This is a genomic window from Galbibacter sp., from assembly GCF_048266365.1.
In the GTDB taxonomy this organism is placed as follows: domain Bacteria; phylum Bacteroidota; class Bacteroidia; order Flavobacteriales; family Flavobacteriaceae; genus Galbibacter.
In genome coordinates this window covers 373,023-388,100 of record NZ_JBLWZP010000001.1, presented here as the reverse complement: position 1 = coordinate 388,100, position 15,078 = coordinate 373,023, and the positions used below count along the sequence as shown (strand labels likewise).

General features: G+C 36.2%; 11 protein-coding genes. 7 read left to right on the top strand and 4 right to left on the bottom strand.

Features of this window, described 5'->3' with window-relative positions; translation table 11 throughout:
• Nucleotides 1-5: 5 nt before the first annotated feature.
• From ACN0TV_RS01755 to ACN0TV_RS01740, 4 genes are all read right to left on the bottom strand, one after another.
• Nucleotides 6-1,271 (bottom strand): nucleotide sugar dehydrogenase, encoded by a 1,266-nt coding sequence (locus tag ACN0TV_RS01755; protein ID WP_417359506.1) that lies wholly within the window; start codon nt 1,269-1,271, stop codon nt 6-8.
• A 536-nt stretch (nt 1,272-1,807) separates the two neighbouring features.
• Nucleotides 1,808-2,905, bottom strand: coding sequence for a hypothetical protein (locus tag ACN0TV_RS01750; protein ID WP_417359505.1), 1,098 nt, complete (start codon nt 2,903-2,905; stop codon nt 1,808-1,810).
• A gap of 176 nt (nt 2,906-3,081) precedes the next feature.
• Nucleotides 3,082-4,179, bottom strand: a complete 1,098-nt coding sequence (locus ACN0TV_RS01745; RefSeq protein ID WP_417359503.1) for a hypothetical protein — start codon at nt 4,177-4,179, stop codon at nt 3,082-3,084.
• A 2-nt stretch (nt 4,180-4,181) separates the two neighbouring features.
• Nucleotides 4,182-4,967, bottom strand: coding sequence for an RNA polymerase sigma factor (locus ACN0TV_RS01740; RefSeq protein WP_417359501.1), 786 nt, complete (start codon nt 4,965-4,967; stop codon nt 4,182-4,184).
• A 562-nt stretch (nt 4,968-5,529) separates the two neighbouring features.
• Between ACN0TV_RS01740 and ACN0TV_RS01735 the strand changes: the two genes are divergently transcribed.
• The 7 genes from ACN0TV_RS01735 to ACN0TV_RS01705 all read left to right on the top strand — a co-directional run bounded on the left by ACN0TV_RS01735 (nt 5,530) and on the right by ACN0TV_RS01705 (nt 15,072).
• The gene (locus tag ACN0TV_RS01735) at nt 5,530-5,772 is read left to right on the top strand and encodes a helix-turn-helix domain-containing protein (RefSeq protein ID WP_417359499.1); all 243 of its coding nucleotides are present in this window, start codon (nt 5,530-5,532) and stop codon (nt 5,770-5,772) included.
• Between the two features lie 521 nt (nt 5,773-6,293).
• Complete coding sequence (locus ACN0TV_RS01730; protein WP_417359497.1) at nt 6,294-7,466, top strand: RNA-binding domain-containing protein; 1,173 nt, start codon at nt 6,294-6,296, stop codon at nt 7,464-7,466.
• Nucleotides 7,467-7,798: 332 nt separating this feature from the next.
• The gene (locus ACN0TV_RS01725; RefSeq protein ID WP_417359495.1) at nt 7,799-8,233 is read left to right on the top strand and encodes a hypothetical protein; all 435 of its coding nucleotides are present in this window, start codon (nt 7,799-7,801) and stop codon (nt 8,231-8,233) included.
• Nucleotides 8,234-8,656: 423 nt separating this feature from the next.
• Nucleotides 8,657-9,328 (top strand): 3-keto-disaccharide hydrolase, encoded by a 672-nt coding sequence (locus ACN0TV_RS01720; RefSeq protein WP_417359493.1) that lies wholly within the window; start codon nt 8,657-8,659, stop codon nt 9,326-9,328.
• A gap of 229 nt (nt 9,329-9,557) precedes the next feature.
• Entirely contained in the window at nt 9,558-10,145 is a 588-nt protein-coding gene (locus ACN0TV_RS01715; RefSeq protein WP_417359491.1) for an RNA polymerase sigma factor, read from the top strand.
• 257 nt (nt 10,146-10,402) lie between these two features.
• Nucleotides 10,403-11,575: a FecR family protein gene (locus tag ACN0TV_RS01710; protein WP_417359489.1), complete on the top strand. Its 1,173-nt coding sequence runs from the start codon at nt 10,403-10,405 to the stop codon at nt 11,573-11,575.
• Between the two features lie 167 nt (nt 11,576-11,742).
• On the top strand, nt 11,743-15,072 hold the full coding sequence (locus ACN0TV_RS01705; RefSeq protein WP_417359487.1) for a TonB-dependent receptor: 3,330 nt from the start codon (nt 11,743-11,745) through the stop codon (nt 15,070-15,072).
• Nucleotides 15,073-15,078 lie beyond the last annotated feature (6 nt).

Here is a 15,078-nt window from a genome sequence, read left to right as displayed (position 1 = left end):
TCCATCTATAATCTTGCGGTTGCTTGTCCTTTAGGGAGTACACTTTTAACATCGAACACTACGGTATCTTTACTGGCTTTTAAAGCCTCTAAATCTAATTCTAAAAACTGATTATGACCTATAGCCAATACAATAGCTTCGTAACTATCTGTTAATTGATCGATCAAATCAAGCTTATAATATTTTTTCACCTCTTCCTTATCAGCGTAAGGATCATAAACATCTACTTTTAGCCCAAAGCCTTGTAATTCTTCGACAACATCAATTACTCTGGAGTTTCTAACATCAGGACAGTTCTCCTTAAAGGTAATGCCCAAAACCAAGGCTTTAGCATTCTTTACAGGTAGCTCACTTTTGACCATCAACTTAACAATCTTATTGGCTATAAACACACCCATATTGTTATTTATTCGTCTTCCGGAGAGAATCACCTGTGGGTGATATCCCAGTCGTTCTGCTTTATGAGTTAAGTAATATGGATCTACACCTATGCAATGACCACCTACGAGTCCCGGGCGAAAGGGTAGAAAATTCCATTTGGTTCCTGCCGCTTCCAATACTTCTACCGTATCGATTCCGATACGATCAAAGATCAGGGCTAATTCGTTTATAAGGGAGATGTTAATATCCCTTTGGGTGTTTTCTATGATCTTTGATGCTTCTGCTACTTTGATACTGGAAGCCTTATGAGTTCCGGCTACAATTATGGTTTTGTAGAGCGCATCAATTATATCGGCCGTCTCGGGTGTACTTCCCGAGGTGACTTTTACAATATCACGAAGTCTTCTTTTTTTATCCCCCGGATTGATTCGCTCTGGGGAATACCCACAGAAGAAGTCCTGATTGAATGTTAATCCACTGACTTTTTCCAATACAGGTACACAGTCTTCTTCGGTACAGCCTGGATAGGTAGTAGACTCGTAAATGACAATATCTCCTTTTGTTAGATATTTACCTACAGTAGTACTTGCAGCTATTAATGGCGCTAAATCCGGTTGTTTAAAGTCATCTACGGGTGTAGGAACGGTAACAATATATATGTTTCTGTCTTTTAGGAGTGTTTCATCACTGCTGAAAGTCAAGTTCTTTACTTGTTGTAATTCTTCCTTAGATATTTCATCGGTTTCATCTCTATGGTTTTGAAGGGCTTTAATACGCTTTTCCTTGATATCAAACCCAAGAACATCATAGCCCTTATCGGCAAACTCTACAGCCAATGGTAAACCTACATAGCCTAAACCAATAATACCTATCTTATAGTTTTCAGTCATCTACTTTTCAAATAATATTGTAAAAATAGGATTTATAGGTTGAAGTTGGTAATAAAGAAATATTAATATGGGTTGATAAGTGGATTAAAGAGCACAGCAACTCATTTTATGGCGTTATGTAGAAATACCATTTTCTGGAATTACCTTGCCTTCTTTTCATCCATTATGTCTCTTAAATCAGTTAGAGGAATTAGGTTTTCAATATTGGACTCAACTTATTTAATATATTACCCGTAGTAATCATAAAACTAAACTTACAAGTTTTAAGTTACCTAGCCTACCTTATTCCATTTCCATATAGTTTTGATAACCATATTTTATTTGGAATAATGCGGTCCTATGAAGACATTTACCAATTAAAACAGCTTTTATTTGAATCCCTGTAATTGAAGTTTATCAAAAAATGGACTTAAATTTTTGCATAGATTGTTTTATTAAAAAAAGGACTACATTTTTGCATACGTTGTCCACGTTTAGTGAGCGTTATTATTAAACCTCACCCTATGGGTGTACAAGCACCCGCTAAACTTAAATTATCAAGCTATGATAAGTTCAATACCTGCTTTTTCTGCTTTGTATTCTATTTTATTTATAAGCCCATAATAACTCCAGTTTCTAAGGACAAATTCTTCTTCCTTAGCAATCCCCATTTTGTCCTCTTGATTAACTAACATCAAGGTTCCCGCCTGATTTTTCACGCAAAAATCAATGAGTTTTCTACTGTAAAGATGCAAATGATGAGCTACATAATTACTTTCAGTATCTCGGCCCTTCTCCAAGGCTTTTAATTTGCGCTTACGCCCTTTACCCGATTTACAGTAAGCAGCACCTAGCTGTGTCCTTTTATAAGCCGCTTGCATTTCCATCCTTCGTAGTAAAAACTCTTCCTTGGATCCAATGCTGAGCTTAGCATTATTAGTTTTCACCACAATAGGATAGTCAAGCGAGAGCGATGCCTCTGCTATCTTTTCCGGTTTCAGACTGTGTTTTTCTTTTTCAATTTCAAATACCGCCAGCAAAAAAATCTTTTTGCCTTTGAGTTGAATTTTTGATATACAAAGTTTGATATCTCCGTCAACCAAACGCTCCAATATTTTTCCTTTTTCAATAGCGTACTTTCCTAAATAGGTTTTAAAGGGTATGGAAAACAAACGGAAACAAAAAGCCTTTTTATCGGGATCATAGGAGACCCTGCTTAATGCTGTCGGCTGAAACGGAAATGCCATGTCTTTTTTAAAATTTTCCAGTGAACGCTGCCCTTTCCAATATTCAGATCTGTTTTTATTAAAAGTGGAAATTATACTATTAGTTAAACAGGATAGTATGGTTGAAGGGATTTCTCCTTTAAAGCGATTGGATGCAACCTGATAGGTAGTATTAATTCGGGAACATTTCAAGATGCCGTGTTCATGTTTTTTTTCATCACCCAAATTATAAGTTATACCTTCGGATAGATAAAAAATATCCCTGATCATCTCCTGAACATACAAATGGGAAACAATAAGATTAGCTGACTTAGAGCACAGATCCTGGTATTGATATAGTTTGTCCATAGCCTCTTTTTTTTCTACTTTAGAGGGAAGATCGATCAATATTTGGATCCTATTGGTAAGTTTGAGTGTTGATTTTTCCATACTAATCAGGTTCTAACAGTTTTTATCGGACTCTTTATGCATAGACACTAAGAATAGTTCCATGCGTTGTTTTATTAAAAAAGAAACTACTTTTTTGCATACGTTGTCCACGTTTAGTGAGTGTCATTATTAAACCTCACCCTATGGGTGTACAAGCACCCGCTAAACTTAAATTATCAAGCTGTGATAAGTTCAATACCTGCTTTATCTGCCTTGTACTCTATTTTGGTCAATAACTGATCATAGCTCCAGTTTCTAAGGACAAAATCTTCCTCCTTAGCAATCCCCATTTTGTCTTCTTGATTTATTAATTTCAAGGTTCCCGCTTGATTTTTAACACAAAAATCAATCAGTTTTCTACTGTAAAGATGTAAACGATGGGTTACATAATTATTTTCAGCGTCTCGGAGTTTCTCCAACGCCTTTAATTTACGCTTGCGCGCTTTACCCGATTTACAGTAAGTAACACCTTCCTGTGTCCTTTTATAAGCCGCTTGTATGGCGAGCTTTCTGTATAAAAACTCTTCACGATTTCCAATAGTAAGTTTCGCTGTGCTTGTTTTTACAACTATAGGGTATTCAAGAGAGAGGTAGGCTTTTGCAATGATATGCTGATTTAATTCATGCTTTACTTTTTCAATTTCAAATATCGCCAACCAAAAGATCTTTCCATCTTTCAATATCATCTTAGAGGTGCAAAGTTTTATATCCCCTTTAACCAAACGGCCCATTAATTTTCGTCTATCCGTAAAATCTTTCCCTAAATACGTTTTGAACGGTATCCCAAACAAACTAAAACAAAATGCTTTTTTATCGGGGTCATGTATGACCTTGCTCATGGCTTTTGACGCAAAAGGAAACCCCATGTCATTTCTATAATTCCTCAACGAGCATAACCCTTTCCGGTAATCTGATTTATTCTTATTAAAGGTGGACAACAATGTGCTGTTGAGACTTGACAGAATATCAGCTGAAATCTCTCCCTTAAACTTATCATACACCATCCGGGAGGTGGAGTTTATGCAGGAACGCTTAAATATGCCGTCTTGATCCCATTTTTCATCTGCCAGTTTGTGCTTAATTCCTTCCGATAGATAGAAAAAATCCTTGTTCATCTCCTGTAAATACAAATGGGAAATAATAAGATTAGCTACCCTAGCGCAGTGGTATTGGAATTTATAGAGCTTATCAAGTTTCTCTTTCCGCTCTTCTTTGGTTGGCAGATCTACGACCAACTGAATCCTTCGTTTGAGTTTAAGTGTTGATTTCCCCATAATCAAACTGATACTAATTGTTCTTCTTGTGATGCTTGCGATAATTTATAGGCAGCGACAAACTCTTTATGAACCTCCTTTTGGGTTAAGTTCAAAAGTTCTGCAATAGATTGAAAAGACTGCTTTTCTTTACATCGAAGTTCGAAGACTCTTTTTTGTTCTTCGGTCATAGCGCCTTGGACCTTTATCCCGATAGACGGACTCTTCTTAACTTTTGAAATACCTCCCTGGTGGATGATGTTTTTTAAATCTTCTATAGCTCTTTTCACCTCATTGCTGGTTTCTGTAACACTGGTTCCCATCACCTCTCCTATTGCTTTGTAACGAAAACCGTGTTTTAAACAGAGCTCAATCAAATGCCTTCTCTTATCACTTAAAAGCGGTAATACTTTTTTAATCTCTTCAAACTTCTTCTGTTCAAATTCCTGATCTTGAAGGTGCTTATCGTCATTTGCCGGATCATAACCTACCATATAATCTTGGTAATTTTCATAATTCTCTAAGGAATTAACTCTTCTATAAAACTTATTTCTGGGATTGTTATGGTAGGAGATACATTCTCTTTTCATAACAAACTTTAAGAAAAAGTAAATATGTTTTGGTGTTTCTATCCTGCTGCGAAAAATCCAGAGTTTTAAAAAAACATTCTGAACCAAGGTCTCTATCACAAATTCATCATCAAGCCAACTCTTGCCTACCCAAAAGATGGCTCTATTATATTGAGCATGAATGCGCACTAATGCAGCAGGATCATTCTTTTTTAATAATTCATAATTGGTGTGTTGCATAATAAAAAGTGTTCAAGTATATAATTCCCAGTAGAGTATCATGACAGACATACATGCAATAGCTACGCCTGGTGATATCTAGGAGAATCTTTTATATTAAGTAAAATGTATGGTACATGGCCGGATGCCATGAAGTTTGTGGAATTGCTAATTACAGAAGATAAATGTATTGTGTATCGGAAATTAAATTATAACATCACTGCTGTAACATAATTTGATCCTTATATGTTATACGGGATTTTTTGGCTTCTTCTTAAACATAATTTCAAATACGCTAATTCGTACACCGAAATGATTTAAGAATAGGCATCTAAAGTTAATCTGGTTGGATTTTGGATTTATCATCATCCAATAGTCATTAATTTGTCTTAAATAATTACACATACTCCAATAAGGAGTTCAATACCCTATGTTCAATGATAAGAATCACTGAACATATTAACCTTCATGCTTTCTTAAGAAGCATTAAGGGTAAATATATAAAAAATATCTAACTGTAGGCTGTATTAGCTACATTTATTTTGTTGAATTTTATGAGATTGCTATCTATTTGGCGTTATAAATGGAATGCAATCAACTATATCTTGAACAATTTGGAAAAAATATCTTCAAAAGAAGAACTGAGCTGAAGCTGAGCTATAGGCAGTTGGCGCAAAGATGTGATATAGATTTCAGCGCTATTTCAAAAATAGAAAAAGGTCAAAAAAGTCTAGAGTTCCAAACGATAATTGAACTTGCAAAAGGTTTGGAGATACATCCTAAAGATTTATTTGATTTTAGTTTTCCAATGAACGAAATAGATTAATAATTTTCTAAAGGCGACAGCCTTCACTTTCCAGTGAAATATTTTAACGAACTCTCCTCTACTTTATTTTAATAACGGAGAACCTTTAATATTAATTATTGTAACTACACGGGTCTACTGATTTTATTTTTTTGAACGGAGGGAATTCTGTATCTCAAATTATCTTTGAGTTGAACAACAAAAACACCCTCGCTATGACAATTACAACATTGTTTTCGCAGATTATAGCCAAACAATCCAATATTCTTAACAGTATAATCTTTTTACAAGACCGGTCGTAAGTACCTCAATTTATTTGACATCTCATCTATAGTAATCACAAGGTCAAATATACAATTTTTAGATACGGATATATATTAGCCCAGGAGTAAATACATCCATTGAAATGCAAATCTGAAATGTTGTTTAGACACCCTACCTTTATTCCTTGCTTTCCGAACTGGTCACTAAAATGGAATAAATTGTTCAATTCGTCATGGCTTTAAATTAATGCGTAAGTTTGCTCTACATGGTAAATTCAAATGAACGTAAAAGAATTACTGGCTATAGTTAGTACAGGTGAAACGAGTAAGGTTCAATTCAAGGAAGAACTTCCACATCGTGGTAGTATCGCACAAGAAATTGTTGCAATGTCTAATACTTTGGGAGGTATTATTCTTATCGGTGTGAAGAAATCAACACGAGAACTGATTGGCTTAACTGCAGTTCAGATTGAAGAGTACGACAAGGCTGTATCAGAGGTAGCTGACAACCTAAAACCTCCAGTTTATATTGCAACTGAGGTCGTAAGAACCGACCAAAATAAGTCTTCTAAAAACGTACTTATTATTCATGTTCAAGAAGGGATAAATAAACCGTATAAAACTTCAAAAGGGGAAATTTATTTAAAACAAGGATCGAACAAACGCCTTTTAACAGATAATGCAGAAATCATGCGGTTATTTCAGCACAGTGGTAATCTACTTGCAGATGAGATGGAAGTATTCGGAACTTCGATTGAGGATATTGATGAATCCATATTTTCTGATTATTTTAAAAAAGAATTCGAAAAATCTTATTCAGAACGCGGACTTACTTTTGAGGAAGCTCTTAGAGCAAAGAGAGTATTACGTAATAATCAGTTAACACTGGCAGGATTATTATTTTTTGGAAAAGATCCACAAATGGTTAAACCTGCCTTTACAATAAAGGCTGTCTACTATGTCGGAAACGATATAGAAGGCAATCAATATAGAAACAAACCCAGAGATTTGACCGGAACAATTCCGGAACTCTTTGAAAAAGGAATAAACTTCCTGTACAACAATTTGGATTTTATTCAGTCTGGAGAAAGTTTCAACTCACAAGGGAAACTTGAAGTTTCAAGGATTGCACTTGAAGAACTACTCCAAAATGCTCTGGTTCACAGAGATTACTTTAAGAATTCACCTATAAGGCTATTAATTTTTGACAACCGCATTGAAATAATCAGTCCAGGAAAACTACCAAACAGTTTAACCGTACAAGATATCAAGTTTGGAAACCCCGTGATTAGGAATAACCAGCTGGTATCTTTTAGCACCCATACCTTACCATTTAGCGGATTAGGTTCAGGGGTTAAAAGAGCCATCGCAGAACAGCCTAATATCGAATTAATTAATGATTTTGAAGGCGAACAATTCAAGGTTATTATTCCAAGACCTGTTAAGAACTAACAATTAGCTTTAAACGCAATTAACACTCAAATACAGCTCGAATACAAGCAGACTTAATTCATGGTTTTGGTTTGGAAAATGTGACATTCTTCTGATTCGCAATCCAAAAATAAATCGAAGTGGAGATCCTAAATCGGGGATTGTACCGAACAACTTTTTTTGAGGGCTGTTCTTTTTCCGGGATGGCAAGCATCTTAACATAGGGAAATATAGCAAAGTTATTTTAGTTTTAATGTTCTGAAAATCAATACATAACAAATCATAAACAGCAAACAGGATTTTCTTTGGCACAACTTTTGTTTTTAGATACTTAAGTTTAAAAATTGACAATCATGAAAACCAAAGTATTATTTATATCGCTCATGTTCTTAATAGTAGGACAGGTATTTTCCCAACGTAAGGATCAATGGAAACATAGCAAGAAGCACTATAAAAAAGAAATGGAAAGGCAACGGAAGCATGACAAAAAAATGGCTGAATACCGTAGAGAGATGCAAAAAGATGAACAGGAATATTACCGAGAACTTGCCATGGATGAAAGGGAGTATTATCGAGAACTTGCCAAAAATGAAAGAGAATATTACAAAGAGCTGAGAAAACGGGAACTTGAGCATTTGGAGGATTGTGATGCTTGTAACCATGGCTTTTATCATAATGACGATTATTATTATGAGCAGGATGTTTATTATTCCCGAAGAACTCGTAGACCCGTTACCGTCGATGCCGAAGTCTTGTTTCGAAACGGGTCAATTAGGGTGCAGCTTTGATCAACTTTTTCTCCATAACTTTTAAGTAATGGACCATAATAGCACAAGATTTTCTTAAAACAGATTTGGCTCCAAGGGTCGGATCTGTTTTTTTTAACCCCATTTCCAATTGGAAATTGGATAGGAAGTATTTCAAATTTGTCTGTAAGACCCAAAATGGCCTAGGTGCACAATAATCCATTGGGCAGTTACTTTAGTCCTGTTAGATGCCGTGAATTTGTTCTTGTTACCTTCATCTGTTAACGCTCATATCGCTGCCCCATTCCCTATCCTCTATTTGCGGAATATTATAAACATAAAGCGCATATATCTAAACATTAATTCAATTCATTGAAATTAACGATATTTGTAACTAAACAAGTGTTTTAATCGCACTTCATACTAACGTATAAACCAATCATTAATTAACCTTAAATTCAAACCATGAAAACTATTTATTCCCTTTGCTTAATTTTAATTGTTTCCGTTTCGTGTACCAGTCAAAAAACAGAAAGTCTGTTCAATGGAAAAGACTTAACCGGATGGCATGTGGATGTGCCCGATATGGATAACAACCCACAAGCTATAAATCCTTTTATAGTTCGGGACGGTAATTTGGTGAGTTTAGGAAATCCGCAAGGACATCTTATCACAGATAAATCCTATGAGAATTATAAATTAGATGTTGAATATCGGTTTGCAGGTGAGCCTGGGAACTGTGGCGTACTTGTTCACGCTTCTACCCCACGGGTTTTATATGGAATGTTCCCTAAATCGGTTGAAGTTCAAATGCAACACGGTGATGCCGGTGATTTCTGGTGTATCGGAGAAAACATCAAAGTTGACAACATGGTAGAGCGCCGCGGACCTGAAGAAGGCTGGGGTGTTATAGAAGGCAAAAAGAGACGTATCAAAAACCTAACTGATAATTCAGAGAAACCCTTAGGAGAATGGAATCACATGACCATCGAAGTTAAAGCTGATTCCGTTCGTGTATGGGTTAATGGTGATCTTGTCAATGAAGGCTACGAAGCTACAGCCCAAAAAGGACAAATTGCAGTCCAGGCAGAAGGTTCAGAAGTCGAATTTAGAAAACTGGAGTTAACCCAGTTGTAAATAATTTATTTGAATAAGTAGTTAAGGATGTTTAACAACTTCCTGGCTGCAGTATAACTAAAAACCTATCCGGGGTCGTAACACTTAAAGGATAGGTTTTAATTCGTTTGGGAAAATATACACTTCAAAATGAAAAATTTAGCCCCTGGTAACTTTTAACATTAAATTTTGTTAATTTGGCAGGTGGATAAATTGATATTTTCATTTTCCTCCAAAAAAGAAGATGTGTATGACGGAAAATACTGAACAGTTCTTGGTTTTAAGGTTGCAAAAAGGCAGCGAGGGCGCTTTTCGAAAACTTTTTGACCGCTATCGCAAGGATATCTATGCGTATAGCCTAAGTATTCTAAAATCCAAGCACCAAGCGGAAGAAGTTGTACAAGATGTATTTCTAAAAGTTTGGCTCAATCATGAAAATCTTGACCCTAGCCTTTCATTCAAATCATACATTTTTACTATTGCAAGAAATTTAGCCTTTAATGTTTTAGCCAAGGCGGCCAACGACGTAAAATTAAAGGAACGTATCTTTTATAAAAACCAAATTGGATCTAATATGGCTGACACCCAATTATTAGAGGAAGATTATGAAAAACTAAAAAATCGAGCCATTGACGAACTATCTCCAAGATGCAAACAGGTTTTTCAAATGTCCAGAAACGATGGAAAGAGTTATGAGCAAATTGCCAAAGAGCTAGGTATTTCCACTAACACAGTCAAGAATCAAATGAGTACTGCCCTAGCCTCTATAAAAGAATTTCTAAGCCTAAATGGTGATATAGTCTTTCTATTTATTTTTTTATCAGACCATTTCAGTTGATACTTTAACTGTTTTATTTGGTTATTTCTCCAGTGTTTAAAATTAATTTATCCTTATTTACAGTATAAAATTTAATTTTTTGTAATTATTTCTAAAAATTATGTTTTCGTGACACCCCCCTTCGTTATTGACTTTTCAGCATTATATAACATTTTTCACAGGAGGTTTCTTAAATATTTTAATAAATATTTGGCAATTCAATAGTAGTCCGGCACTTCTCAATTGTATTATGTATAAGAAAAGCCCAAAAAAGAGCGATGGAAATTAACCATAACATAAAACAATTGATCCAAAAATTCGTACTCAACCAATGTAGTCCGGAAGAGATAGAAGAACTGGTTCGATATTTTAAAAAAGGCAGGATCACCGATGAGTTCCCGCAAACCGAGGAGGTTTTAGGAATGTTGGAGAAACTGCCTGAGATGAGTGACAATGACGCCCAAAGAATTTATGACCAAATCATCCGTAAAGCCAAGTCTCAAGAAAAGCCACATAAAAAGACATATTTTTATAAATACGCAGCCGTTGCAGCTATGCTGTTAATGGTTTTTGGAGGTACATACTTTTATAACTCAACAAATATCTCCTTGAATAATTCCGGAACTGTATCTGCTGTCCCGGAAAACGCCATCATTCTAGAAACAGCAGCCGATAAAAAGTTAGTACTCTCAGAAGACGGACAACTCCGCTTAACAGATGATAAGGGTGAGGTAATAGGTAGTCAGAAAGGCAATCAATTAGTCTACACCAGTAATGAGAAACGCTCTGGAGCCATACAGTACAATACACTGAGTATTCCCTACGGGAAACGGTTCTCTGTTCAACTGTCCGATGGTAGTTCGGTGACTCTTAATGCCGGATCTTCACTTCGTTATCCAGTAAATTTCTCTGGAGCAAATCAACGTGAAGTCTTTCTGACCGGTGAAGCTTTCTTCAAAGTTGTTAAAGACAATAAAAGACCGTTTTTTGTTAAAGCTGAAGGGTTGGAAGTTGGTGTTTTGGGAACGGAGTTCAATGTTTCTGCCTATCCGGAGGATGCAACGAGTAAAGTTGTTCTTGTAGAAGGTTCGGTAAAACTTAAAGCAGATCAGAAGAGCACTATTATGAAACCCGGTGAGTTAGCTAATCTTAAACGAGACAATAATGCTCTTGAAATACATAAAGTAGACACCAATCTTTATACCATTTGGATGCAAGGAGGTTTAGTTTTCAGGAATATGAGCTTTGAGGACATCTTAAAAAAAATGGAGAGACATTACGATGTTAAAATCATCAACAACAATAAAGAATTGGCGACAGAAAAATTCAATGCCAGTTTTGATGAAGAGCCCCTAATTAAAATCTTAGAATACTTTAAGCAAACATATGGGCTTAGTTATACCCAAAAAGATGATAACACTATTATAATAAATTCAAAACAAGAAAAATGAAAACTTAACAACCTTTTTACCATAGAAAACGGGGAATGTTCCAGCATCCCCCGTTTATAAAATATGGCCGATTAAAACTAGTATCAACCAATATTCAAGACTTTAAATGTATGAAAAATTTATGCCATCTCACGACAAGGGGTCCCTTGTTTAAATTTGATTTAAGGATGAAGCTTACTGTATTGCTTATTTTTATTTCCTTATTTGGGTTGCAAGCCAGCCCATTCTACTCCCAAAACACTGTTACCCTTGACCTCAATGGGGCTAGCGTGTCACATTTTTTGGGGCTAATTGAATCCCAAACTGATTATCGATTTGTGTACAAACTCAAGGATGTAGATTTGGATAGAAAAGTAAATATTAACGTGAACAATGAAGAAGTTCCGGTTGTTTTGAATAAGATTTTTAAAAACACCAGAACGAATTACAAAATTTACGGAAACCAAGTTTTTCTCACAAAAGCTCCGGAAACAACCTTTATTCCCGGCACAAACAATAGTCTTGTCATGGAACTACAAAGCTTAAGAGTTACCGGAACCATTACAGACAAAGAGAATGGCATGCCCATTCCGGGTGCAAATATTATAGAAAAAGGTACTAACAATGGGGTTATGAGTGATTTTGATGGAAACTATACCATTGAAGTTAGTCCAAACAGCGTATTGATTTATTCATATGTTGGCTTTGTAACCAATGAAATTCCGGTGGACGGAAAGTCACAAATTAATGTGGTGCTCCGAGAGGATGCCGTGGCATTGGATGAAGTGGTTGTTGTCGGATATGGAACACAACAGAAATCCGATGTTACAGGTTCTATTTCATCCATCTCAGAAGATTCATTTCAGAAATTTCCTGTTGCTAATGCGGCACAGGCATTACAAGGATTGGGTTCAGGAATAACAGTAAGTAAGAGTGGCGGGAATAACCACCCGGGCTCAACACCACAAATAAGAATTCGTGGAGAAAGATCCTTAACAGGAAATAATTCCCCTTTAATTGTGGTCGACGGAATTCCATTTGACGGAAGCCTTAACGACATATCAACCAACATCATAGTTGACATGCAAATTCTTAAAGATGCCTCTTCTACTGCGATCTACGGATCGAGAGGATCTAATGGGGTCATCTTAATTACAACCAAAAGCGGAAAACAAGGAAAAACAAACATTACCTATGATACATATATGGGCTTTAACGAGGCTGTAGGGAAGTATGATATGTTTAACGCAGAAGAATACATTCAGTTTAAAAAATGGGCAACCTATAATCGGAATCCTGACATGTATACCGGATTTGAAGATCCTGATTTAATTGAGCAAACTTTCACAGATCCCATAGAAATGCAAGGGTATTTAGATGGAACCGATACCGATTGGCAAGATTTGATCTATTCCAGCGGAATAGTTACCAATCATCAATTGGGTATTAGCGGTGGAAGTGAAAAAACGCAATTCGCCACCTCCATAGGTTACTTCAATGAGGATGGAGTTTATAAAAAACAAGGTATTGAACGGTATGATGTAAAGCTTAGATTGGATCACAGGATAAGTGATCACATTAAAATAGGAATCAACTCTATCAATTCATACAATACCCTTGAAGGCGTGGATATTAATCCACTGCTAAACACTTTACAAGCAAGTCCGCTTATTTCTCCTTATCAAGAGGATGGAACCTTAAGAGGATTTTTAGGGAATGGTGATGGAATATACAACCCTTTAGCTGATTTTGCTGATAATGCTATTGTTGATGACAGAGCGCGACTATCCACCTTTACAACTGGATATTTGAATGTAGATTTTTTCGAAGGCCTGAATTACACATTGAATGTGGGTGTCAACCTTTCCAGAGAAAAGCAAGGTAAGTTTTACGCATCCAATACTACAAAACAATTGGGCACCGAGAATTTCGGATCAAATGTTCATTTCGATAATCTAAGTTACACCATTGAAAATATTATTACCTACGATAAAACCATTGCTGAGGACCATAACCTTAATTTCACAGGATTATTTAGTCTTCAAGAAAATCAAAATGAAGGACTTCGTCTTGAGTACTACGACGTGGTTGCTGATTATATAGAGTATTACAATCCAGAGTACAGCACTTTCAGAAGTAATAGCGGATCTTTTGTCAAGACGAATCTACTTTCCTATATGGGGCGTTTAAATTACGACTATAAAGGACGTTACCTTCTTACCATGACTATGCGTTCCGATGGTTCTTCTCAGCTGGCAAAGGGCAACAAATGGCATACCTTTCCTTCTGGAGCCATAGGTTGGAACATTGACAAGGAGCCTTTTATGGAAAACGCCGAATATTTATCAAGTTTAAAACTTAGAGCCAGTTATGGAAGTGTAGGTAATTCAGCTGTAGGCGCTTACCAAACGCTAGGAGGGCTCTCCGTCAGAAATTATAATTTTGGTGACACGAATGTTTCAGGGTATTATCCTACCACAGCAACCAACACAAGCCTTACTTGGGAGGAGACCTCCACATTCAATGTTGGATTGGACTATGGTTTGTTTCACAATAGAATCAATGGTAGTGTTGAATACTACAGGCAACATACTACCAATCTAATTCTAGACCAGGCCTTACCGGCAACTTCAGGTATAGCCAACAGAATGCGTACCAATATCGGGGAGACTGAGAACAAGGGACTGGAATTTAACATTAACAGTGTAAACTTTAGCGGTGACGGTGTAAACACCCTACAATGGTCGACAAACTTTAATATTTTCTTCAACAGAAATAAAATATTAAAACTGTCTTCAGGTGTAACAGAAGACCTTGGAAATAGTTGGTTTGTAGGAAAGCCGATCAGTGCCATTTATCAATACCAATCTCTTGGAATTTGGCAAAACACTCCTGAAGATCTTGCATTGGCAGAACAATACGGACTTACCACAACAGGATCAAGTTCTGTAATTGGAACGGTGAAAGTAGCGGATTTAAATGAAGATGGTAAACTTGATCAAGATGATCGACATGTTATTGGTGCAAGGGAAGCGGATTTTGAAGGTGGTATCTCCAATAGCTTTGCCTACAAGAATTTTGATTTCTCATTCATCGCTTATTTTAAAGTAGGTGGTTTGGTTAAATCACAAATACATGATGATTGGACTAATAGTTTACAAGGTACAGGAAAGAACAATGTTGACATTGATTACTGGACTCCTGACAATAACTTAAATTACTGGCCTCAACCTAATGCAGGTGTCCAAACACCAAGATATAGATCGACATTGGCAAGAGCTGATGCATCCTATTTAAAAATCAGGAATATTACTTTAGGGTATACCCTACCGGATGCTGTATTGAATAAATTAGGGCTAAGATCAGCACGTATTTATACCTCTGCTACAAATGTCGGTACATTCTTCTCTGACTACATGGATAAATTTGATGGCCTTGACCCTGAGACCAATGGCACTGTTGGAATAAATACGCCTCCAATGCGCTCCTTTATTATTGGTTTTAATGTTTCATTATAAAATTTA